Source organism: Burkholderia sp. Bp9012 (assembly GCF_003853825.1).
GTDB classification, from domain to species: Bacteria; Pseudomonadota; Gammaproteobacteria; order Burkholderiales; family Burkholderiaceae; genus Burkholderia; species Burkholderia diffusa.
Genome location: NZ_QTQA01000006.1, coordinates 132658 through 153669, shown reverse-complemented (window position 1 = coordinate 153669; position 21012 = coordinate 132658). Strand labels below are relative to the sequence as shown.

The window sequence follows — 21012 nt, the reverse complement described above, 5'->3', positions numbered from 1 at the left end:
AGACATCACTGCATGGCCGACCAACCGAACATCCCTGATTCCTCCTCCCGTCCCGACAGCCGCGAACCGAACTGGGAGCGTGCGGCGCTCGAGCGGATCGCGCTCGCGGCCGTCAAGGAACAGCGCGCGGCGCGGCGCTGGAAGATCTTCTTCCGCTTTGCGTTTCTCGGCGTATTCGTGCTGCTCGCGTTCGCGCTGATCGATTTCTCGAGCGACTCGAAGTTCTCGTCGAGCGGGCGCCACACGGCGCTCGTGACGATCGACGGCGAGATCGCGGCGGGCACCAACGCGAATGCCGACGACATCAATACGGCGCTGGATGCCGCTTTCGACGACAGCGGCACGGCCGGCGTCGTGCTGCGGATCAACAGCCCGGGCGGCAGCCCGGTGCAGGCAGGAATGGTCTATGACGAGATTCGCCGGCTCCGCACGAAGTATCCGGACAAGCCGTTGTACGTCGTCGTGACCGACATGTGCGCATCGGGTGGCTATTACATTGCGTCCGCCGCCGACAAGATCTTCGTCGACAAGGCGAGTATCGTCGGCTCGATCGGGGTGCTGATGGACGGGTTCGGTTTCACGGGCCTGATGGGCAAGCTGGGCGTCGATCGCCGCCTGCACACGGCGGGTGAAAACAAGGGCTTTTACGACCCGTTCTCGCCCGACACGCCGAAGATGGATGCCCATGCGCAGGCGCTGCTCGACCAGGTCCATGCGCAGTTCATCAAGGCCGTGAAGGATGGCCGCGGCAAGCGGCTGCACGAAACGCCCGACATGTTCTCGGGCCTGTTCTGGACCGGCGAGAAGAGCGTCGAGCTCGGGCTCGCCGACGGCTACGGCACGACCGACACGGTCGCCCGCGATGTGCTGAAGGCGCCGGATCTCGTCGACTACACGGTGAAGGAAAGCCTGACGAATCGTGTTGCGCGCAAGTTCGGCGCGGCGGTCGGCGGTGCCGCGATGAAGGCGCTGACCGCGGGCGGCACGTCGTTCAGCCTGCGCTGAGCGCCAGCCGGCCGGCGCCGCGCCGATTGGGGCGGGGCGCCCCGTGCCGCGAGGCTGTTGCCGGTGCCGATCTCAGTTCGCGAGCAGCAGGAAGATGGCAGGGCGCTTGTGCAGGTTCGGCGCCGGCGCCTTTTTCCAGTCGGCCACCGAACGGCTGGCGATCGTCTCGGTTTCGAGGGTCAAGTCGGCCGCGACGCAGATCTGCGTCGACGGCGCGCAGGTCGCGACGAGCGTATCGAGCATCGCATGGTTCCGGTACGGCGTCTCGATGAAGATCTGCGTCTGGCGCGCCTTGCGCGACAGCTGCTCGAGTTCACGCAGGCGTTTCGCGCGCGCGGCCGCATCGACCGGCAGATAGCCGTTGAACGCGAAACTCTGGCCGTTCAGGCCCGATGCCATCAGCGCTAGCAAGATCGAACTCGGCCCGACGAGCGGCACGACCTTCACGCCGCGCTCGTGCGCCCGGCGGACCAGCAGCGCGCCGGGATCGGCAACGGCGGGGCAGCCGGCCTCGGATACGAGCCCGGCGTCCGCGCCCGCCAGTACCGGTGCGAGCAGCCGGTCGATCTCGCCGGCCGGCGTATTGACGTTCAGTTCCCGAATCTCGATCTCCTGGATCGGCCGCGTCGTGCCGATCTTCTTCAGGAACGCGCGGGTCGTTTTCGCGTTTTCGCCGATGTAGTAGCCGAGCGTGCCGGCGCGCGCCTGCACGGCCGCGGGCAGCACGGCGGCGAGCATCGATGCGTCGCCTTCGCCGAGGGTGTTCGGGACGAGATAGAGCGTGCCGGCCGTCATGCGCGGTCTCCCTGGGTAGCGAACAATGGATAGCCCGCGGCGCGCAGCATCCGCGTGAGCGCGATCAGCGGCAGGCCGACGAGAGCCGTGGGGTCGTCGGAGTCGATGGCATCCAGCAGCGCGATGCCGAGCCCTTCTGACTTCGCGCTGCCGGCGACGTCGTACGGCGTTTCCGCGCGCAGGTAAGCGTCGAGTTCGGCTTCGGACAGCGAGCGGAAGCGCACGTGCGTGACGACGTCCTCGCTCCAGGTTTCACCCGTGCGGCTGTCGTACAGGCTGAGCGCACTGTGGAATTCGACGTCGCGGCCCTGCATCGACAGGAGCTGCGCGAGCGCGCGCTCGTGCGTGCCGGGCTTGCCGATCTGGCGGCCGTCGAACGTCGCGACCTGGTCCGACCCGATCACGAGCACGCCGTCCGGCGCGTCGATCGTCGCGGCGACCGCGCGCGCCTTCGCGCCGGCGAGGCGCAGTGCGGTCTCGGCCGGCGTTTCTCCTGCGAGCGGGGTTTCGTCGAGGTCGGGCGACATGACGTCGAACGGCATGCCGAGGCGCTCGAGGAGCGCGCGGCGGTAGCGGGAACTGGAGGCGAGAATCAGCCGCGGCGGGCGGCAAACGGTATCCGGCATGGTCGGTTGGGTCGATGAGTCGTCAGGTGTGGCGCGGTGTTGCGAGGGCGCAAGCATAAGTGATTGACCGAAAAAGGTAAAACAGGTATGCTTTCCCGCTTTTCATCGGCAGGCTTTCGCTGTGGTGGCGCCTGCCGGGTCTTCGGACGTAAAGTACGTAATCGTACGCGGCGTAGATCGCGCACTGTGCGGCGCCAAATATGTGGCGCCAGCAAGCCGGATCCCGCAAGTCAGCCTGTAGGCAGGAGCGCAACATGAACACTTCTTCTGGCAAACCTGCGGCGTTGCTTGATCCGCACGCGGTCGACCTGTTCGAATTGGCCCGCAGCGGGCGGCAAGCAGCGGGTGCCGTGCGCCTGTCGCAGCTGCCGCGCATGCTGAACGAAGTGCCGGCGGACGCGTCCGATCGCGACACGGTCTTCACGTGGCAGGCCGAAGGGTTCACCCAGAAAGAGTTGCAGGACGACGGCGCCGATGGGCAGCAGCCGTATCTGCGCCTCGCGGTGCATGGCCATGCGTGGCTCACGTGCCAGCGCTGCATGACCCCGTACGACCAGACGTTCGACGTCGACATGACGTACCGGGTCGTTGCGACCGAAGAAGAAGCTGAAGAATTTCCGCTCGACGACGATGAAGCCGATGTGATCGTGGGCTCACGCCAGTTCGATCTCGTCGACTTGATCGAAGAGGAGTTGCTGCTTTCGTTGCCGCTCGTGCCCAAGCACGAGGTTTGCCCGGCAGTTCACGAAAGCCTCGTGTCGGGTGCGAGCGGTCCTTCGGAAGACGCGGACGACGAGTCCGCCGAAGACGAGGACGAAGGCAAACGGCCGAATCCGTTCGCGGCGCTGGAAGCGCTGAAGAAGGACGGGGACGGCGGCAAGAAACACTAAGCAGTTGTGGCGCGGGAAGGCGTAAGGGCTTTGGGCCAGGGTAGTTAAGCGCCGGATCGGGCTGTGTTAGAATCCGGAAAATTATTTAGGAGTTAGTCATGGCAGTCCAGCAAAACAAGAAGTCGCCGTCGAAGCGCGGCATGCATCGTTCGCACGATTTCCTGACGGCGTCGCCGCTGGCAGTCGAGCCGAGCACGGGTGAAGTGCATCTGCGTCACCACGTCAGCCCGAACGGCTACTATCGCGGCAAGAAAGTCGTCAAGACGAAGAACGACTAAGCGTCAAGTCACGCGTTGCGCGCTACGTTCGCCGTTCGCGTGACAACTGGTTCGCTTGACACTTTCCTGGCTCAACAAAAAGGCGGCATTCAACTGCCGCTTTTTTGTGCCTGAAATTCGTCGCATTCCATGACCGTAAAGCTCACAATCGATTGCATGGGAGGCGACCACGGCCCGTCCGTGACCGTTCCCGCGGCAGTCAAGTTCGTCCGCGCGCATCCCGATGCGCACCTGATGCTCGTCGGCATCGAAAGCGCGATCCGCGCTCAGCTGAAAAAGCTGAAAGCCCTCGACGATCCCGCGCTGACCATCGTGCCCGCCACCGAAGTCGTGGCGATGGACGACCCTGTCGAAGTGGCGCTGCGCAAGAAGAAGGATTCTTCGATGCGTGTCGCGCTCAACCACGTCAAGGACGGCGCGGCCCAGGCCTGTATCTCCGCCGGCAATACCGGTGCGCTGATGGCCGTTTCCCGTTACGTGCTCAAGACGCTGCCCGGCATCGAGCGGCCAGCGATCGCGTTCGCGCTGCCGAACCCGACCGGCTACACGATGATGCTGGACCTCGGCGCGAACGTCGACTGCGAGCCGCAGCACCTGCTGCAGTTCGCGGAGATGGGGCATGCGCTCGTTGCCGCGCTCGAAGGCAAGGAGCGTCCGACGATCGGCCTGCTGAACATCGGCGAAGAGGTCATCAAGGGCAACGAGACGATCAAGCGCGCAGGGGAACTGCTGCGCGCCAGCACGCTGAATTTCCGCGGCAACGTCGAAGGCAACGACATCTATAAAGGCACGGTCGACGTGATCGTCTGCGACGGCTTCGTCGGCAACGTCGCGCTGAAGACGTCCGAAGGGCTTGCGCAGATGCTCTCGGACATCATCCGCGAGGAGTTCGGCCGTTCGCTGATGTCGAAGCTGATGGCGCTGCTTGCGCTGCCGGTGCTGATGCGTTTCAAGAAGCGCGTCGATCACCGCCAGTACAACGGCGCGGCGCTGCTGGGGCTGAAGAGCCTCGTGATCAAAAGCCACGGTTCGGCCGATGCCTATGCGTTTGAGTGGGCGATCAAACGCGGGTATGATGCCGTCAAAAACGGCGTGCTGGAGCGCCTCGCGCGCGCGATGGCGGACAATTCGGTGTCGCTCGGCGACGGCGAACACGACGCGGGCGGCGCGGGCCAGACGAGCCCGGCCGCAGGCCATCACGCCGAACCTTCCGCTGCGCAATCCTCTAAAGCATAAATGGCCCAATCGACTCTCTATTCCCGCGTGCTCGGCACGGGCAGCTATCTGCCGCCCGACCGCGTCACGAACCAGCAGCTTGCCGATCGACTCGCGAAGGAAGGCATCGAGACGAGCGATGAGTGGATCGTTGCGCGCACGGGCATCCATGCGCGTCACTTCGCCGCACCGGACGTCACGACGAGCGACCTCGCGCTCGAGGCGTCGCGTCGTGCGATCGAAATGGCCGGTATCGATCCGCAGTCGATCGACCTGATCATCGTCGCGACTTCGACCCCCGATTTCGTGTTTCCCAGCACGGCGTGCCTGCTGCAGAACAAGCTCGGCATCAAGAACGGCGGCGCGGCATTCGACGTGCAGGCCGTGTGCTCCGGCTTCGCCTATGCGATGGCGACGGCAGACAGCTTCATCCGCAGTGGCCAGCACCGCACGGCGCTCATCGTCGGCGCGGAGACGTTCTCGCGTATTCTCGATTTCAAGGACCGGACGACCTGCGTGCTGTTCGGCGACGGCGCGGGCGCGGTGATCCTGTCCGCATCGGAAGAGCCGGGCGTGCTCGGCAGCGCGCTGCACGCAGACGGCAGTTATTCGAACATCCTCTGCACACCGGGCAACGTCAATCGCGGCGTGATCGACGGCAGCGCGTTCCTGTACATGGACGGGCAGGCCGTGTTCAAGCTCGCGGTCAACGTGCTCGAAAAGGTCGCGATCGAGGCGCTCGCCAAGGCGAATCTCGCGCCGGAGCAGATCGACTGGCTGATTCCGCACCAGGCCAACATCCGCATCATGACCAGCACCTGCCGCAAGCTCGGCTTGCCGCAGGAGCGCATGGTCGTGACGGTCGACCAGCACGGCAACACGTCGGCTGCGTCGATCCCGCTGGCGCTCGACACCGCGGTGCGCGACGGCCGCATCCAGCGCGGTCAGCACGTGCTGATCGAAGGCGTCGGCGGTGGCTTCACGTGGGGCGCATCCGTCTTCCGCTACTGATCCGCGGCGCGCAATGGCTGCGCGCGGATCCTGAACCGGCGCGCCGTTCGCGCGCGCCGTCCGAATCGATTCAATTGGGGACGATATGAAATTTGCATTCGTTTTTCCGGGGCAGGGCTCGCAGTCGGTCGGCATGCTCAACGCATTCGCCGATCTGGCCGTCGTGCGCGAGACGCTTCAGGAAGCATCCGATGCACTCAATCAGGATCTCGGCAAGCTGATCGCCGAAGGTCCGGCCGAAGAACTGAATCTGACCACCAACACGCAGCCCGTGATGCTGACGGCCGCCTACGCGTGCTACCGCGCATGGCAGCAGGCCGGCGGCCCGGCCCCGTCGATCGTCGCGGGCCACAGCCTCGGCGAATACACGGCGCTCGTCGCCGCGGGCGCGATCGCGTTCAAGGACGCAGTGCCGCTCGTGCGCTTCCGCGCGCAGGCGATGCAGACGGCCGTGCCGGTCGGCGAGGGCGGCATGGCCGCGATCTTGGGTCTCGATGACGACACGGTGCGCGCGGTGTGTGTCGAAGCCGCGCAAGCGGGCGTCGTCGAAGCCGTGAACTTCAACGCTCCGGCGCAGGTCGTGATCGCGGGCGCGAAGGCGGCCGTCGAGAAAGCTTGCGAGATCGCGAAGGCGAAGGGCGCGAAGCGCGCGTTGCCGCTGCCCGTGTCGGCGCCGTTCCATTCGTCGCTGCTCAAGCCGGCGTCGGACCAGTTGCGCGACTATCTCGCGAACGTCGACGTGAAGGCGCCGCAGATTCCGGTCGTCAACAACATCGACGTCGCGGTGACCAGCGACCCGGCCGCGATCAAGGACGCGCTGGTGCGCCAGGCCGCGGGCCCGGTGCGCTGGGTCGAATGCGTGCAGCACATCGCGGGCACGGGCGTCACGCACGTGATCGAATGCGGTCCGGGCAAGGTGCTGTCGGGCCTGACGAAGCGCATTGACGGCAACCTGGTCGGCGCATCGGTGTTCGATCCGGCTTCGCTCGACGAAGCACTGAAGCTGGCGACCGCCTGACGCGGCGCCTTTCCTCAAGAGACGGATATTCGATTCATGGAAAAGACTCTCGATAAACAGGTCGCGATCGTGACCGGCGCGTCTCGCGGCATCGGCCGGGCGATCGCGCTCGAACTCGCGCGCCTGGGCGCGACGGTGATCGGCACGGCGACGAGCGAATCGGGCGCCGCCGCGATTACCGCAGGGTTCGCGGAAGCGGGCGTGACGGGCCGCGGCGCGGTGCTGAACGTCAACGACGCGGCGGCGGCCGAAGCGCTGATCGACGCGACCGTGAAGGAATTCGGCGCGCTCCACGTGCTCGTCAACAACGCCGGGATCACGCAGGACCAGCTCGCGATGCGGATGAAGGACGAGGACTGGGACGCGGTGATCGACACCAACCTGAAGTCGGTGTTCCGCCTGTCGCGTGCAGTGCTGCGCCCGATGATGAAGGCCCGCGGCGGCCGTATCATCAACATCACGTCGGTGGTCGGTTCGGCCGGCAACCCGGGGCAGGTCAACTATGCTGCCGCGAAGGCCGGCGTCGCGGGCATGACACGTGCGCTCGCGCGCGAGATCGGCAGCCGCGGCATCACGGTGAACTGCGTCGCGCCGGGCTTCATCGACACCGACATGACGAAGACGCTGCCGGAAGAACAGCAGACCGCGCTCAAGACCCAGATTCCGCTCGGCCGCCTCGGCAGCCCGGAAGACATTGCCCATGCCGTCGCGTTCCTCGCATCGCCGCAGGCCGGTTACATCACCGGCACGACGCTGCACGTGAACGGCGGCATGTACATGTCGTAACGGTTTTCGTTTACCATCCGCGCCGTATCCCGTTTTTCAGGCGGATAGGCGCTTGATCGACCATCAAGCCAACGCGCGTTTTGGCGTCAGCAAACCTGATAAAATGCGCGCACTTGTAAATCTGAACTTTCCCTCGGAGGGGTAATGGATAACATCGAACAACGTGTCAAGAAGATCGTCGCTGAGCAACTGGGCGTCGCAGAAGCCGAGATCAAGAACGAAGCATCGTTCGTGAACGACCTGGGCGCGGACTCGCTCGACACGGTCGAACTGGTGATGGCGCTCGAAGACGAGTTCGGCATGGAAATCCCGGACGAAGAAGCAGAGAAGATCACGACCGTTCAGCAAGCGATCGACTACGCTCGCGCAAACGTCAAGGCGTAAGCGCCTTAGCGCTTGTCTGCCACGTCGCCGCGATCTTCGCGTTTGACGCGCCATCCTGCCGGCAACCGCGCCGGACGGACTAACAGCCACAGGGCTCGCAGGGCTGGTTCCTGTGGCCACTGTGGCTTTTGTTTTTGTCATCCAATGGAAAAGAGGTTACCGTGAGCCGCCGTCGTGTTGTCGTTACAGGCCTGGGGCTGATTTCGCCTGTTGGCAATAATGTTGCCGACGGCTGGGCCAATCTCGTCGCCGGCAGGTCCGGCATCGCCACCGTCACGAAGTTCGATCCGTCGAACCTTGCCGTGCATTTCGCGGGTGAGGTGAAGGGTTTCAGCGCCGAGGAGTACATTCCGGCGAAGGAAGCCCGCAACATGGATACGTTCATCCATTACGGCATCGCAGCCGGCGTCCAGGCAATCCGGGACAGCGGCCTCGAAGTGAACGAAGCCAATGCGGAACGCATCGGCGTGCTGGTCGGCTCCGGCATCGGCGGCCTGCCGATGATCGAAGACACGCACCAGACCTACGTCGATCGCGGCGCGCGCCGGATCTCGCCGTTCTTCGTGCCGGGTTCGATCATCAACATGATCTCGGGTCACCTGAGCATCATGTTCGGCCTGAAGGGCCCGAACCTCGCGGCCGTGACGGCCTGCACGACCGGTCTGCACAGCATCGGCCTCGCGGCGCGCCTGATCCAGGCCGGCGACGCCGACGTGATGGTCGCGGGCGGCGCCGAATCGACGGTGTCGCCGCTCGGCATCGGCGGCTTCGCGGCTGCGCGTGCGCTATCGACCCGCAATGACGATCCGGCCACTGCGTCCCGTCCGTGGGACAAGGACCGCGACGGCTTCGTGCTGGGCGAGGGTGCAGGCGTCATGGTGCTCGAGGAATACGAGGCGGCGAAGGCGCGCGGCGCGAAGATCTATGCGGAAGTCTCGGGCTTCGGCATGACTGGCGATGCGTACCACATGACCGCGCCGAACATGGACGGTCCGCGCCGCTGCATGGTTGCGGCACTGCGCGACGCCGGCTTGAACGCGGACGAGGTTCAGTACCTGAACGCGCACGGCACGTCGACGCCGCTCGGCGACAAGAACGAGTCCGACGCGGTGAAGGCAGCCTTCGGCGAGCATGCGTACAAGCTCGTCGTGAACTCGACGAAGTCGATGACGGGCCACCTGCTGGGTGGCGCGGGCGGTCTCGAGTCGGTGTTCACGGTGCTGGCGCTGCACAACAACGTGTCGCCGCCGACCATCAACATCTTCAACCAGGACCCCGAGTGCGATCTGGATTACTGCGCGAATACCGCGCGTGACATGAAGATCGACGTCGCCGTGAAGAACAACTTCGGCTTCGGCGGTACCAACGGCACGCTGGTGTTCAAGCGCGTCTGACGCCGAATCGCTTGACGAGTCCATTCGATGCTCCGGCCGGGCGTCCGCAGCGCTTTGCGTTGCGGGCCTCGGCCGTGTCGTATGTCGTGCTGGCCGTGTTCGTCGCGGCGGCTGCCGCGTCCGCGTACCTGTTCTGGGCGCCGCGGGCCGGTGCTGCCGCCGGCGCTTGCGTGTCCGCGGCGACGGCTGCGCTGCTTGCCGTGTGTGCCGCGCGGGCCTGTGCCCGTCGGCTGCCGGCCGAGCTGCGGATCGATGCATTCGGGGAGATTGCGGCGTTTGGCCGCACCGGGCGCTTGCTGGCCCGGGGCCGCGTGACCGGCCATGCACACTGGAGCAGCCTGCTGCTCGTGCTGTCGGTCGGGCAGGGCGCCCGGCGCGCCCGGCCGCTGCTGATCCCGGCCGATGCGCTCGATGCCGCGTCGTTCAGCGCGCTGTCCGTGCTGGCGCGTACCGCGGGCACGGCGGGGCGGGCATGACGGTGGCGCAGTTACCGACCGTAACCAGCGCCCGGCGCCGGAACGCTACAATAACGCTCCGCGTTGCATCCCTAGTTAACGGATTTGTCAGGTGAGTGAAAAAGAAATCGATCAGGCTCTGGTCGAGCGCGTACAGAAAGGCGACAAGGCAGCGTTCGAACTCCTGGTCTCCAAATACCACCGCAAGATCATTCGGCTGATCTCGCGCCTCGTGCGGGATCCCGCCGAGGTCGAGGATGTGGCCCAGGACGCGTTCATCAAGGCGTATCGTGCGCTGCCGCAATTTCGCGGCGAGTCGGCGTTCTACACGTGGTTGTACCGGATTGCCGTCAATACGGCGAAGAACTACCTTGCGACGCAGGGCCGCCGGGCACCGACCTCCACCGAGGCCGATGCCGAGGAAGCGGAAACTTTCTCCGACGCAGACCAACTAAGGGATATCAACACGCCTGAGTCGATGTTGATGAGCAAGCAGATTGCCGAGACGGTCAACGCTGCAATGGCCGTCCTGCCCGAAGAACTGCGCCAGGCGATCACGCTGCGCGAGATCGAGGGCCTGAGCTACGAAGAGATCGCGGAAATGATGGATTGTCCGATCGGGACGGTCCGGTCGCGGATCTTCCGGGCGCGCGAGGCAATTGCTGCGAAATTGCGTCCGCTGCTCGATACGCCCGAAGGCAAGCGCTGGTAAGCGCGACGGGCGCAACGAAGCGGGTCGGGGTCTAGTTACGGATAGAGTCGTGAAGTCACGACGGGGTGTGTGCAAGATGGGGAGCATCATGGGGTCGGTCAATACGCAGTCGCAAGCGTGCTCGCGCGGCGAGCGCCTTTCCGCTCTGGTCGACGGTGAACTGTTCGACGGCCCGGATCACGGGCAGTTTCTGGCTGAGCTCGACCGCGCGGATCGCGCTGCGTGGGCCCATTACCACCTGATCGGCGATGCGCTGCGCTCGGACGAGCTCGCGCTGTCGCCCGCGCTGAGCGTCGCGTTCACCGCGCGCATGTCGGCCGCGCTCGAAAGCGAGCCGCACCTGCTCGCGCCGGCCGCCGCGCCGGTCGCGCGCAAACTGCTGTCGCTGCGCCGGCGAGTCGTGCCCGCGTTCGCGGTGGCCGCCGCGGCCGCCACGCTGACGTGGATCGTCGTCCCGCAGATGCAGACGGCCGGCGCGCCGGGCGCCGTCCAGGTCGCATCGACAGGCGCACCGCAGAACGGCAACCTGCAGCGCGTGACGGTTGCGCAGGCATCGGCGCAGCCGGGTCTGCAGGACGTCAACATCATCCGCGACGCAAGTCTCGACCAATACCTTGAAGCGCACCAGCAATTCGCGCAGCAGCCCGTCGTCACGGGCTCGATGCCGCTGATCCGCGCTGCCGTGACCACCACGCCAGGCCAATAAACCCGATGCGGACATTGCAGTTGAATCACGCCATCTCCGGATGGAAGCGGCTGCCGGCCCTCCTGCTTTGCGCAGCCGCCCTGTTGTCCGTCCAATCCCTCACAGCCAGCGCCCAGCAACCGGACGATCCCGTCGCGACCCGCAAGGGTGCGGCGGATTGGCTCGATCGCATCCAGCAGGCGGCGCAGCAGCAGAGCTACGAGGGTACGTTCGTCTACCAGCGCGGCGGCTATGTCCAGTCGTCGCGTATCGCGCATGTGGCGTCCCGCGACGGCGAGTTCGAGCGGATCGAATCGCTCGACGGCAAGCCGCGCAAGGTTTTGCGGCACAACGACGAGTTGTACACGTTCGTTCCCGAGCGCAAGTTGTGCGTGGTCGAGCGCCGCCAGACGCGCGATTCGTTCCCTGCATTGCTCGGCGCGGGCGGCGAGCACGTGATGTCCGTTTATGACGCGAAGCTGCTCGGCAAGGACCGTGTGGCCGGAGTCGACGCGCAAGTGGTCGAACTCGTACCGAAGGATGCGTACCGGTTCACGTACAAGCTGTGGGCCGACACCCGCACCGGGCTGCTGCTGCGTTCGCAGACGCTCGACGCGAGCGATCACGTGCTCGAGCAGGTCGCATTTTCGCAAGTGCAGACAGGCGGCACGGCCGGCGACAAATCCGCGATTGCGGCCGGCATGCGCAACCTGAGCGGCTGGACGGTCGTCCGCCCGCCGGTCGCGACGGTCGACATGGAAGCGCAGGGCTGGCAGATCGCACCGACCATCGCCGGATTCCGGAAGATTCGCGAGGTGCGCCGCCCGATGGCCGCGCGCGACGCCGGTGATCCGCCGATTCCGGTCGATCAGGCCGTCTTCACCGACGGCCTCGCGACGATCTCCGTCTTCATCGAGCCGGCCGAAAAGAACACGCGCAAGGAAGGTGCGGGCAGCACCGGCGCGACCCACGTGCTCGTGAAGCGTCGCGGCGACTACTGGATCACCGTGCTCGGCGAAGTGCCGCCGGCCACGTTGCAGCAGTTCGCGTCTGCCATAGAATACAAGGCTTCCAAGTAACGCTACGGCTTTCGACATGACGAAACTCACGCTGCGCAAAGTGTTCGCGGCGGCGGTGCTGTTTGCCTGCCTGCCGCTTGCCTCGCATACCGCCGCCGCTGTCACGCCTCCTGCAGCCAGCCTTCCCGACTTCGCCGATCTGGTCGAGAAGGTCGGGCCGGCTGTCGTGAACATCCGGACCACCGCGAACGTGCCGACGCCCGGGCCGCGCGGCGTGCTCCCGCCGGGCTTCGACAACGGCGACATGTCGGAATTCTTCCGGCGCTTCTTCGGCATTCCGCTGCCGCAGGCGCCCGGTAGCGGTGGCGGCAACGGCAATGGCAACCCGAAAAACGCGCCGGCGCCGGACAATCCGCCCGACACCGAGCAGAACCGCGGCGTCGGTTCGGGCTTCATCGTGTCGGCGGACGGCTACGTGATGACCAACGCGCATGTCGTCGACGACGCGGACACCATCTACGTGACGTTGACCGACAAGCGTGAATTCAAGGCGAAACTGGTCGGCGTCGACGACCGCACGGACGTCGCGGTCGTCAAGATCCAGGCGTCGAATCTGCCGGTCGTCGCGATCGGCGATTCGAACAAGGTGCGCGTCGGCGAGTGGGTCGTCGCGATCGGCTCGCCGTTCGGCCTCGACAACACCGTGACGGCCGGCATCGTGAGTTCGAAGAGCCGCAACACGGGCGATTACCTGCCGTTCATCCAGACCGACGTCGCGGTGAACCCCGGCAACTCGGGCGGCCCGCTGATCAACATGCAGGGCGAGGTGATCGGCATCAACTCTCAGATCTACAGCCGCACCGGCGGTTTCATGGGCATTTCGTTCGCGATCCCGATCGACGAGGCGATGCGCGTGGCAGACCAGCTGAAGGCGACCGGCAAGGTCACGCGCGGCCGCATCGCGGTGGCGATCGGCGAAGTGACGAAGGACGTGGCCGACTCGATCGGGCTGCCGAAGGCGGAAGGCGCGCTCGTCAGCAGCGTCGAGCCGGGCGGTCCGGCCGACAAGGCGGGCATTCAGCCGGGTGACATCATCCTGAAGTTCAACGGCCGGCCGGTCGATGCGGCGTCGGATCTGCCGCGCATGGTCGGCGACACGAAGCCGGGCACCAAGGCGACCGTCAGCGTGTGGCGCAAGGGTCAGGCGCGTGATGTGCCGATCACGATCGCCGAGACGCCGGCGGAGACGACGGCGAAGGCCGAGCAGCGCAAGAATGTGCCGCAGAAGCCGCGCCAGGCCAATTCACTCGGCTTGACGGTCAGCGACCTTTCGGCTGACCAGCTGAAGTCGCTGAAGCTGAAGAATGGCGTGCAGATCGACGGCGTCGACGGTCCGGCGGCCCGTGCGGGCCTGCAGCGCGGCGACATCGTGCTGCGCGTCGGCGACACCGACATCACGAGCGCGAAGCAGTTCGCCGACGTGACCGCGCAGTTGGATCCGCAGAAGGCTGTCGCGGTGCTCGTGCGGCGCGGCGACAACACGCAGTTCGTGCCTGTGCGCCCGCGCCCGATCCAGAAGTAACGCGCCGATGTTCACGCTCTACGGCCGCGGCTGGTGCCATCTGTGCGACGACATGCGCGATGCGCTGGCGCCCGTGGCGGCCGAGTTCGGCGTTGCCGTCGACTACGTCGACATCGACGCCGATCCGGCGCTCGTCGCCCGTTACGACGAGGACGTGCCGGTGCTGTTGCTGGACGGCACGGAGGTGTGCCGCCACCGGTTCGACGAGGCGAGGGTGCGCGGCGCGCTATCGGCGCGGCGCTGAATCTGGCCCCGCCGCCGGCCGCGCCCTGCGCGGAGTTCCGGTGCGAGTCTGCCCGCCAAGGCCTCCGGCAGGGTGCCCTGACCGGGCGTCCTCGACCAGACGTCCCAAATTACCGCCCGGCAAAGGCCTTTTCGGCTAAAATAAGCCGTTTTTTCACCGACTTACAAGGCGTGCTCCGCAGTCGTCGAGCGCGCCTTTTTCGCTTGATCGGCACTGAATGGATCATATTCGCAATTTCTCGATCATCGCGCACATCGACCATGGCAAGTCGACGCTCGCGGATCGCATCATCCAGGTATGCGGCGGCCTCGCCGACCGTGAAATGGAAGCGCAGGTGCTCGATTCGATGGATATCGAGCGCGAACGCGGCATCACGATCAAGGCGCAGACGGCGGCACTGTCCTATCGCGCCCGCGACGGCAAGGTCTACAACCTCAACCTGATCGATACGCCGGGGCACGTCGACTTCTCGTACGAGGTCAGCCGTTCGCTGTCCGCGTGCGAAGGTGCGCTGCTCGTGGTCGACGCGAGCCAGGGCGTCGAGGCGCAGACGGTCGCGAACTGCTACACGGCGATCGAGCTCGGCGTCGAGGTCGTGCCGGTGCTGAACAAGATCGACCTGCCGGCGGCGAACCCCGAGAACGCGATCGAGGAGATCGAGGACGTGATCGGCATCGACGCGACCGACGCGACGCGCTGCAGCGCGAAGACGGGGCTCGGCGTCGAGGACGTGCTCGAAGCGCTGATCGCGAAGGTGCCGCCGCCGAAGGGCGATCCGGCCGCGCCGCTGCAGGCGCTGATCATCGATTCGTGGTTCGACAACTACGTCGGCGTCGTGATGCTCGTGCGCATCGTCAACGGCACGCTGCGCCCGAAGGACAAGATCAAGATGATGGCGACCGGCGCGCAGTATCCGGTCGAGCACGTCGGTGTATTCACGCCGAAGTCGCGCAATCTCGAATCGCTGTCGGCCGGGCAGGTGGGCTTCATCATCGCCGGCATCAAGGAACTGACGGCCGCGAAGGTCGGTGATACCGTCACGCACGTGACCAAGGCCGCCACCGAGCCGCTGCCGGGTTTCAAGGAAGTGAAGCCGCAGGTGTTCGCGGGCCTCTATCCGGTCGAGGCGAACCAGTACGACGCGCTGCGCGAGTCGCTCGAGAAGCTGAAGCTCAACGACGCATCGCTGCAGTACGAGCCGGAAGTGTCGCAGGCGCTCGGCTTCGGTTTCCGCTGCGGCTTCCTCGGGCTGCTGCACATGGAAATCGTGCAGGAGCGGCTCGAGCGCGAATTCGACATGGATCTCATCACGACCGCGCCGACGGTCGTCTACGAGGTCGTGCAGAGCGACGGCTCGACGATCATGGTCGAGAACCCGGCAAAGATGCCGGAGCCCGGCCGCATCGCCGAAGTTCGCGAGCCGATCGTCACCGTGAACCTGTACATGCCGCAGGACTACGTCGGGTCCGTGATCACGTTGTGCGAGCAGAAGCGCGGCTCGCAGATCAACATGCAGTATCACGGCCGCCAGGTGCAGCTCACGTACGAAATCCCGATGGCCGAAATCGTGCTCGACTTCTTCGATCGCCTGAAGTCGGTGTCGCGCGGTTATGCGTCGATGGATTACGAGTTCAAGGAATACCGCACGTCGGACGTCGTGAAGGTCGACATGCTGATCAACGGCGACAAGGTCGATGCGCTGTCGATCATCGTGCACCGCTCGCAGTCGCAGTATCGCGGCCGTGAAGTGGCCGCGAAGATGCGCGAGATCATTCCGCGCCAGATGTACGACGTGGCGATCCAGGCCGCGATCGGCGCGCACATCGTCGCGCGCGAGAACATCAAGGCACTCCGCAAGAACGTGCTCGCGAAGTGCTACGGCGGCGACATCACGCGAAAGAAGAAACTGCTCGAGAAGCAGAAAGAAGGTAAGAAACGCATGAAGCAGGTGGGTTCGGTCGAGATCCCGCAGGAAGCGTTCCTCGCGATCTTGCGCGTCGAAGACAAATAACAGGACTGATCCTTTTATGAATTTTGCGTTGATTCTTTTTGTGCTCGTCGTCGTGACGGGCGTAGCGTGGGTGTTGGACAAACTGGTGTTCCTGCCGCGGCGACGCAAGGCGGCCGATGCGGCGATCGAGGAGTTCGATCGCCAGCAGTCGCGCATCGACAAGCGTTTCGCGGACGAAAACGCGGGGCAGACGCGTTCGAAGCTGCGCGACGAAAAGCTGCGCCAGCCGTGGTGGCTCGAGTACACCGCGAGCTTCTTCCCGGTGATCCTGGCCGTATTCGTCGTGCGTTCGTTCGTCGTCGAGCCGTTCAAGATCCCGTCGGGCTCGATGGTGCCGACGCTGCTGGTCGGCGACTTCATCCTCGTCAACAAGTTCGAATACGGCCTGCGCATGCCGATCACGAACACGAAGATCACGCAGGGCAGCCCGCTGTCGCGCGGCGACGTCGTCGTGTTCCGTTATCCGAAGGACGAGTCGGTCGACTACATCAAGCGCGTGATCGGCCTGCCGGGCGACACGGTCGCTTACCAGGACAAGCAACTGACGATCAACGGCCAGCCGGTGCCCGAAACGCCGTTGCCGGATTTCTTCGACGACGAGCGCCAGAACTACGCAAAGCAATTCGAGGAAACGATCGGCAACAAGAAGAACGCGATCCTCAACAACCCGGCCGTGCCGCCGTTCGTGATGGGCGCTTACGATTATCCGTATCGCGACAACTGCACGTACAACAGCCGCGGCGTGATCTGCAAGGTGCCGCCGGGCCACTACTTCATGATGGGCGACAACCGCGACAACAGCGCCGACAGCCGCTACTGGGGTTTCGTGCCGGACAACAACATCGTCGGCCGCGCGTTCTTCATCTGGATGAACTTCGGCGACCTGAAGCGCATCGGTTCCTTCAACTGATCGCGTTCGACTCGCACGCAATACGCGACGCACGGGCCGCGTCGCGTATTGCCGAACTACTTTAAGAACCGGCGGTAACACCGCCTCGTCACGCCTTTTCGCGTCCGGCCGTGCCGTTTCGGCCCGACCGGCGCCCGCGTTATACTCCTGCACATGCCCCTATCCCAGTTGGAAAGCCGGCTGCGCTACGAATTTCGCAATGCGGAATTATTGCGCCAGGCTTTGACCCATCGCAGTCACAGTGCCACGCACAATGAACGGCTCGAGTTTCTCGGCGATTCCGTTCTGAATTGCGCGGTGGCCGCCCTTTTGTTCCAGCGTTTCAGCAAGCTGGACGAAGGCGACCTGTCGCGCGTGCGCGCCAACCTCGTCAAGCAGCAGTCGCTCTACGAAATCGCTCAGGCCCTGAATATTTCGGAAGGGTTGCGGCTGGGCGAGGGCGAATTGCGCAGCGGCGGCTTCCGTCGCCCGTCGATCCTCGCGGACGCGTTCGAAGCCATCATCGGGGCGGTATTCCTCGATGGCGGCTTCGAAGCCGCCCAAGGGGTCATCAAGCGCCTCTATATCCCGATTCTCGACCACATCGATCCGCGCACGCTCGGCAAGGATGCGAAGACGCTGCTGCAGGAGTACCTGCAGGGGCACAAGATCGCGCTTCCGACCTATACGGTCGTCGCGACTCATGGTGCGGCGCACAATCAGCAGTTCGAGGTCGAGTGCACGGTGCCGAAGCTCGACGTGAAGGTGTCAGGCTCCGGCGCGAGCCGGCGGGCGGCCGAGCAGGCTGCCGCGAAGAAGGCGCTCGACGAGGTGCTGGCGGCCGCGCCGATGCTGGCCGCGAAGCCGAAGCGTTCGAAGAACGCACGCGGGTCGAAGCACGTCGAGCCTGAAATCGTGCCGGGCGTGAAGGGCGTGCAGGAAGCACTCGACCTGCGTTCGCCGGAACGAAAGGAGCGTGCGACGACGCGCGACGCGAAGGCGCCTGCTGCCGGGTCGGCAGCGACCGACGCCGGCGCACACACGACCGAGCGGCCGACGCAGGCGCCGATGGCCGCGATTCGCGCGGCGCATGTGGAAACGGCCACGGACAAGGCCGACCGGCCCCCGAAGCCGATGGCCGACAAGCCGGCCGACAAGGCGCCTGAGAAGCCGTCGGATCGCAACGAAGCCGGCTCGCGCGCGACGGACAAGCACGCGGAAGCCGCACCCCGTGCAGCCGACAAGCAGGCGGGCCAGGCGGCCGATCCGGCCGCGTCCACCGACAAGCCCGCTGCCGGTTCAGACGCCGCTTCGCGTGCAACGTCGCGCGCCCGCGACGCCGCGGCGCCCGGCACCGAGACGCCGCAGGGTGGCGCAAGCCTCGCTGCCGCGCAGGCGCGCGTGGCCGATGCCGACCACTGAATTGCCCCTCGATCGTGCCGCGCGCCGCGCGGCCGTTTCCGAACCTGTCTCTCAAACGATATGAACACTCCCGCTCCTACCGGTTTCCGTTGCGGCATGATCGCGATCGTGGGCCGCCCGAACGTCGGCAAGTCGACGTTGATGAACGCACTCGTCGGCCAGAAGATCAGCATCACGTCGCGCAAGGCGCAAACGACCCGCCATCGCATCACCGGCATCAACACGTTCGACGACGCGCAATTCGTGTTCGTCGACACGCCGGGCTTTCAGACCCGTCACAGCACCGCGCTGAACCGCTCGCTGAACCGCGCAGTCACGTCGACGCTCACGTCGGTCGACGTGATCCTGTTCGTGATCGAGGCCGGCCGCTTCGGGCCCGACGACCAGAAGGTGCTCGATCTGATCCCGCCCGGCATGCCGACGCTGCTGATCGCGAACAAGATCGATCGTGTGTCCGACAAGGCGACGTTGTTCCCGTTCATGCAGCAGATGAGCGGGCTGCGCGAATTCACCGAACTCGTGCCGCTGTCGGCACAGCGGCCGGAAGACATCAAGCGCCTGCTGGACACCATCAAGCCGTACCTGCCGGAAGGCGAGCCGATCTACGGCGAGGATGAACTGACCGACCGCAGCTCGCGCTTCCTTGCGGCCGAAATCCTGCGCGAGAAGGTGTTCCGCTGGACCGGCGACGAACTGCCCTACACGAGCACCGTGCTGATCGACAAGTTCGAGGAGGAAGGGCGCCTGAAGCGTATCTTCGCGACGATCCTCGTCGAGCGCGATTCGCACAAGGCGATGGTGATCGGCAAGAAGGGCGAGAAGCTCAAGCAGATCAGCACCGAGGCGCGGATGGACATGGAGAAGCTGTTCGACGGCCCCGTGTATCTCGAGACCTTCGTGAAGGTGAAGAGCGGGTGGGCCGACAACGAGGCGGGGCTGCGCGCCTATGGGTACGAATGACGCGCTGACGTCGACCGAAGACGCGGTGACCGCCGGCGCGAACGACGCGCCGTTGCCGGCACCGCCCGAACCGCCGCGTCGCAAGGCGCGGCGCGCGACGTCTCGCACGTCCGATTTCCGCGTCGCCGAGCAGCCGGCGTTCGTGCTGCACAGCTATCCGTATCGGGAAACGAGCCTGATCATCGACGTGCTCACGCGCGATCACGGCCGCCTCGCGCTCGTCGCGAAGGGCGCGAAGCGCCCGCACTCCGCGCTGCGCGGCGTGCTGCAGACGTTCCAGCCGCTACTGCTGTCCTGGTCGGGCAAATCCGAAGTACGCACGCTGACGGGTGCCGAGTGGGTCGGCGGGATGCTCCCGCTCGGCGGCGACGGGCTGCTGTGCGGCTTCTACGCGAACGAGCTGCTCGTGAAATTCTGCGCGCGCGAGGATCCGCAGCCGCCGCTCTTCAATCACTACGTGCTGACCCTCACGCGCCTTGCGCACGGCGAGCCTGCGGTGCAGGTGCTGCGTTCGTTCGAGCGCGTGCTGCTGCGCGAGACCGGCTATGCGATGGCGCTGAACCGCACGGTCGCGCGCCGTGCGGTCGAGCCGGATCGCCGCTACGTGTTCGATCCCGAGCGCGGCGTGCGCAATGCGGACGACGACGTACCGTCGCACTGGCCGGTGATTACCGGACAGACGTTGCTCGACATGGAGCAGGACGATTACCATCGAGCCCAGACGGTCGCGCAAAGCAAGACGCTGATGCGCTTCCTGCTGAACACCTATCTCGGCGGTACGCCGCTTGCCACGCGTCAGATCCTGATCGACCTGCAAAACCTATGAGTTTCTTCCTGACAACGCCCACCGCCATCGACCTCGGCGTGAACATCGACCACGTCGCGACGCTGCGCAACGCGCGCGGCACGTCCTATCCCGATCCGATCCGCGCGGCGCTCGCCGCCGAAGAGGCCGGTGCGGACGCGATCACGCTGCATCTGCGCGAGGACCGCCGCCACATCGTCGACGCCGACGTGCGCAAGCTGCGCCCTCTGCTGAAGACGCGGATGAACCTCGAATGCGCGGTGACGGCCGAGATGCTCGACATCGCATGCGAAGTGCGTCCGCACGACGCGTGCCTCGTGCCGGAGAAGCGCGAGGAACTGACGACCGAAGGCGGTCTCGACGTTGCCGGCCGCTTCGAGGCCGTGCGTGCGGCATGCAGGCAGCTCGCCGACGCCGGCGTGCGCGTGTCGCTGTTCATCGATCCGGACGAGACGCAGATCCGCGCCGCGCACGAAGCCGGCGCGCCGGTGGTCGAGCTGCATACCGGCCGCTACGCCGATGCGCACGACGAGGCCGAGCAGCAGCGCGAATACGAGCGCATCGTCGCCGGCGTGCAGGCCGGCGCGCAACTGGGTCTCAAGGTCAACGCCGGCCACGGGCTGCATTACACGAACGTGCAGCAGATCGCCGCGATCGACGGCATCGTCGAACTGAACATCGGCCATGCGATCGTCGCGCACGCGATCTTCGCAGGCTGGGACAACGCGGTGCGCGAGATGAAGGCGATCATGGTCGCCGCACGGGTCGCCGCGCTGCACGGCGGCGCGCGCTGACGATGCGTTACGTGCGCGCGTGCTTCGCTCGC

The 21012-nt window shown here is 65.6% G+C and carries 23 protein-coding genes; 21 read left to right on the top strand and 2 right to left on the bottom strand.

All coding sequences use genetic code 11. The annotated features are described in order from the left end of the window. Positions 1–12: 12 nt before the first annotated feature. On the top strand, positions 13–1005 hold the full coding sequence (locus DIE11_RS10330) for a S49 family peptidase (protein ID WP_124623335.1): 993 nt from the start codon (positions 13–15) through the stop codon (positions 1003–1005). 72 nt (positions 1006–1077) lie between these two features. On the opposite strand, the gene DIE11_RS10325 is transcribed toward DIE11_RS10330, so the two are convergent. Both DIE11_RS10325 and DIE11_RS10320 read right to left on the bottom strand, forming a co-directional pair. Further along, a complete protein-coding gene (locus DIE11_RS10325; protein ID WP_059447957.1) occupies positions 1078–1800 on the bottom strand; it encodes an SAM-dependent methyltransferase in 723 nt (240 codons plus the stop codon). Then, positions 1797–2426 carry a Maf-like protein gene (locus DIE11_RS10320; RefSeq protein WP_124623333.1) on the bottom strand — a complete coding sequence of 210 codons (630 nt, stop codon included), beginning with the start codon at positions 2424–2426 and terminating at the stop codon, positions 1797–1799. The genes DIE11_RS10325 and DIE11_RS10320 overlap by 4 nt, the downstream gene beginning before the upstream one ends. A gap of 254 nt (positions 2427–2680) precedes the next feature. Between DIE11_RS10320 and DIE11_RS10315 the strand changes: the two genes are divergently transcribed. The 20 genes from DIE11_RS10315 (at position 2681) to pdxJ (ending at position 20980) form a co-directional block, all read left to right on the top strand. Beyond that, the gene (locus DIE11_RS10315; protein ID WP_059607032.1) at positions 2681–3316 is read left to right on the top strand and encodes a DUF177 domain-containing protein; all 636 of its coding nucleotides are present in this window, start codon (positions 2681–2683) and stop codon (positions 3314–3316) included. 98 nt (positions 3317–3414) lie between these two features. Next, positions 3415–3594, top strand: a complete 180-nt coding sequence (gene rpmF, locus DIE11_RS10310) for a 50S ribosomal protein L32 (RefSeq protein WP_047900174.1) — start codon at positions 3415–3417, stop codon at positions 3592–3594. Positions 3595–3723: 129 nt separating this feature from the next. Next, positions 3724–4830 (top strand): phosphate acyltransferase PlsX, encoded by a 1107-nt coding sequence (gene plsX, locus DIE11_RS10305; RefSeq protein WP_059607035.1) that lies wholly within the window; start codon positions 3724–3726, stop codon positions 4828–4830. Beyond that, the gene (locus DIE11_RS10300; RefSeq protein ID WP_059607037.1) at positions 4831–5820 is read left to right on the top strand and encodes a beta-ketoacyl-ACP synthase III; all 990 of its coding nucleotides are present in this window, start codon (positions 4831–4833) and stop codon (positions 5818–5820) included. Positions 5821–5905: 85 nt separating this feature from the next. After that, positions 5906–6838, top strand: a complete 933-nt coding sequence (gene fabD / locus DIE11_RS10295) for an ACP S-malonyltransferase (protein ID WP_124623331.1) — start codon at positions 5906–5908, stop codon at positions 6836–6838. Positions 6839–6874: 36 nt separating this feature from the next. Further along, entirely contained in the window at positions 6875–7624 is a 750-nt protein-coding gene (gene fabG / locus DIE11_RS10290) for a 3-oxoacyl-ACP reductase FabG (protein ID WP_059607041.1), read from the top strand. Between the two features lie 144 nt (positions 7625–7768). Continuing rightward, positions 7769–8008 carry an acyl carrier protein gene (gene acpP / locus DIE11_RS10285; RefSeq protein ID WP_004197638.1) on the top strand — a complete coding sequence of 80 codons (240 nt, stop codon included), beginning with the start codon at positions 7769–7771 and terminating at the stop codon, positions 8006–8008. Positions 8009–8169: 161 nt separating this feature from the next. After that, a complete protein-coding gene (gene fabF / locus DIE11_RS10280; protein ID WP_124623329.1) occupies positions 8170–9402 on the top strand; it encodes a beta-ketoacyl-ACP synthase II in 1233 nt (410 codons plus the stop codon). An 11-nt stretch (positions 9403–9413) separates the two neighbouring features. After that, positions 9414–9878: a protein YgfX gene (locus DIE11_RS10275; protein ID WP_124623327.1), complete on the top strand. Its 465-nt coding sequence runs from the start codon at positions 9414–9416 to the stop codon at positions 9876–9878. Positions 9879–9969: 91 nt separating this feature from the next. Continuing rightward, entirely contained in the window at positions 9970–10569 is a 600-nt protein-coding gene (rpoE, locus tag DIE11_RS10270) for an RNA polymerase sigma factor RpoE (protein ID WP_006752490.1), read from the top strand. Between the two features lie 88 nt (positions 10570–10657). Then, positions 10658–11275, top strand: coding sequence for a sigma-E factor negative regulatory protein (locus DIE11_RS10265; protein WP_059523722.1), 618 nt, complete (start codon positions 10658–10660; stop codon positions 11273–11275). Between the two features lie 5 nt (positions 11276–11280). Further along, a complete protein-coding gene (locus tag DIE11_RS10260; protein WP_059607047.1) occupies positions 11281–12333 on the top strand; it encodes a MucB/RseB C-terminal domain-containing protein in 1053 nt (350 codons plus the stop codon). Positions 12334–12349: 16 nt separating this feature from the next. After that, a complete protein-coding gene (locus tag DIE11_RS10255; RefSeq protein WP_124623326.1) occupies positions 12350–13855 on the top strand; it encodes a DegQ family serine endoprotease in 1506 nt (501 codons plus the stop codon). A 7-nt stretch (positions 13856–13862) separates the two neighbouring features. Continuing rightward, entirely contained in the window at positions 13863–14099 is a 237-nt protein-coding gene (locus DIE11_RS10250; protein ID WP_059607051.1) for a glutaredoxin family protein, read from the top strand. A gap of 217 nt (positions 14100–14316) precedes the next feature. Continuing rightward, positions 14317–16110: a translation elongation factor 4 gene (gene lepA, locus DIE11_RS10245; protein WP_059607053.1), complete on the top strand. Its 1794-nt coding sequence runs from the start codon at positions 14317–14319 to the stop codon at positions 16108–16110. A gap of 16 nt (positions 16111–16126) precedes the next feature. Continuing rightward, positions 16127–17020, top strand: a complete 894-nt coding sequence (lepB, locus tag DIE11_RS10240; protein ID WP_059678698.1) for a signal peptidase I — start codon at positions 16127–16129, stop codon at positions 17018–17020. A gap of 153 nt (positions 17021–17173) precedes the next feature. Continuing rightward, positions 17174–18421, top strand: coding sequence for a ribonuclease III (gene rnc, locus DIE11_RS10235; protein WP_124623324.1), 1248 nt, complete (start codon positions 17174–17176; stop codon positions 18419–18421). Between the two features lie 60 nt (positions 18422–18481). Beyond that, entirely contained in the window at positions 18482–19381 is a 900-nt protein-coding gene (gene era / locus DIE11_RS10230; protein ID WP_059607060.1) for a GTPase Era, read from the top strand. Continuing rightward, a complete protein-coding gene (gene recO / locus DIE11_RS10225) occupies positions 19368–20207 on the top strand; it encodes a DNA repair protein RecO (RefSeq protein WP_014897645.1) in 840 nt (279 codons plus the stop codon). Before era ends, recO begins: the two co-directional genes overlap by 14 nt. Continuing rightward, the gene (gene pdxJ, locus DIE11_RS10220; RefSeq protein ID WP_124623322.1) at positions 20204–20980 is read left to right on the top strand and encodes a pyridoxine 5'-phosphate synthase; all 777 of its coding nucleotides are present in this window, start codon (positions 20204–20206) and stop codon (positions 20978–20980) included. Before recO ends, pdxJ begins: the two co-directional genes overlap by 4 nt. Positions 20981–21012: the final 32 nt, after the last annotated feature.

What these genes read in the sequence shown, in the direction of transcription:
- DIE11_RS10330 (WP_124623335.1), top strand. Translation starts at nt 13, where the DNA reads ATGGCCGACCAACCGAACATCCCTGATTCCTCCTCCCGTCCCGACAGC.
- DIE11_RS10325 (WP_059447957.1), bottom strand. Translation starts at nt 1,800, where the DNA reads ATGACGGCCGGCACGCTCTATCTCGTCCCGAACACCCTCGGCGAAGGC.
- DIE11_RS10320 (WP_124623333.1), bottom strand. Translation starts at nt 2,426, where the DNA reads ATGCCGGATACCGTTTGCCGCCCGCCGCGGCTGATTCTCGCCTCCAGT.
- DIE11_RS10315 (WP_059607032.1), top strand. Translation starts at nt 2,681, where the DNA reads ATGAACACTTCTTCTGGCAAACCTGCGGCGTTGCTTGATCCGCACGCG.
- rpmF (WP_047900174.1), top strand. Translation starts at nt 3,415, where the DNA reads ATGGCAGTCCAGCAAAACAAGAAGTCGCCGTCGAAGCGCGGCATGCAT.
- plsX (WP_059607035.1), top strand. Translation starts at nt 3,724, where the DNA reads ATGACCGTAAAGCTCACAATCGATTGCATGGGAGGCGACCACGGCCCG.
- DIE11_RS10300 (WP_059607037.1), top strand. Translation starts at nt 4,831, where the DNA reads ATGGCCCAATCGACTCTCTATTCCCGCGTGCTCGGCACGGGCAGCTAT.
- fabD (WP_124623331.1), top strand. Translation starts at nt 5,906, where the DNA reads ATGAAATTTGCATTCGTTTTTCCGGGGCAGGGCTCGCAGTCGGTCGGC.
- fabG (WP_059607041.1), top strand. Translation starts at nt 6,875, where the DNA reads ATGGAAAAGACTCTCGATAAACAGGTCGCGATCGTGACCGGCGCGTCT.
- acpP (WP_004197638.1), top strand. Translation starts at nt 7,769, where the DNA reads ATGGATAACATCGAACAACGTGTCAAGAAGATCGTCGCTGAGCAACTG.
- DIE11_RS10265 (WP_059523722.1), top strand. Translation starts at nt 10,658, where the DNA reads ATGGGGTCGGTCAATACGCAGTCGCAAGCGTGCTCGCGCGGCGAGCGC.
- DIE11_RS10260 (WP_059607047.1), top strand. Translation starts at nt 11,281, where the DNA reads ATGCGGACATTGCAGTTGAATCACGCCATCTCCGGATGGAAGCGGCTG.
- DIE11_RS10255 (WP_124623326.1), top strand. Translation starts at nt 12,350, where the DNA reads ATGACGAAACTCACGCTGCGCAAAGTGTTCGCGGCGGCGGTGCTGTTT.
- DIE11_RS10250 (WP_059607051.1), top strand. Translation starts at nt 13,863, where the DNA reads ATGTTCACGCTCTACGGCCGCGGCTGGTGCCATCTGTGCGACGACATG.
- lepA (WP_059607053.1), top strand. Translation starts at nt 14,317, where the DNA reads ATGGATCATATTCGCAATTTCTCGATCATCGCGCACATCGACCATGGC.
- lepB (WP_059678698.1), top strand. Translation starts at nt 16,127, where the DNA reads ATGAATTTTGCGTTGATTCTTTTTGTGCTCGTCGTCGTGACGGGCGTA.
- rnc (WP_124623324.1), top strand. Translation starts at nt 17,174, where the DNA reads ATGCCCCTATCCCAGTTGGAAAGCCGGCTGCGCTACGAATTTCGCAAT.
- era (WP_059607060.1), top strand. Translation starts at nt 18,482, where the DNA reads ATGAACACTCCCGCTCCTACCGGTTTCCGTTGCGGCATGATCGCGATC.
- recO (WP_014897645.1), top strand. Translation starts at nt 19,368, where the DNA reads ATGGGTACGAATGACGCGCTGACGTCGACCGAAGACGCGGTGACCGCC.
- pdxJ (WP_124623322.1), top strand. Translation starts at nt 20,204, where the DNA reads ATGAGTTTCTTCCTGACAACGCCCACCGCCATCGACCTCGGCGTGAAC.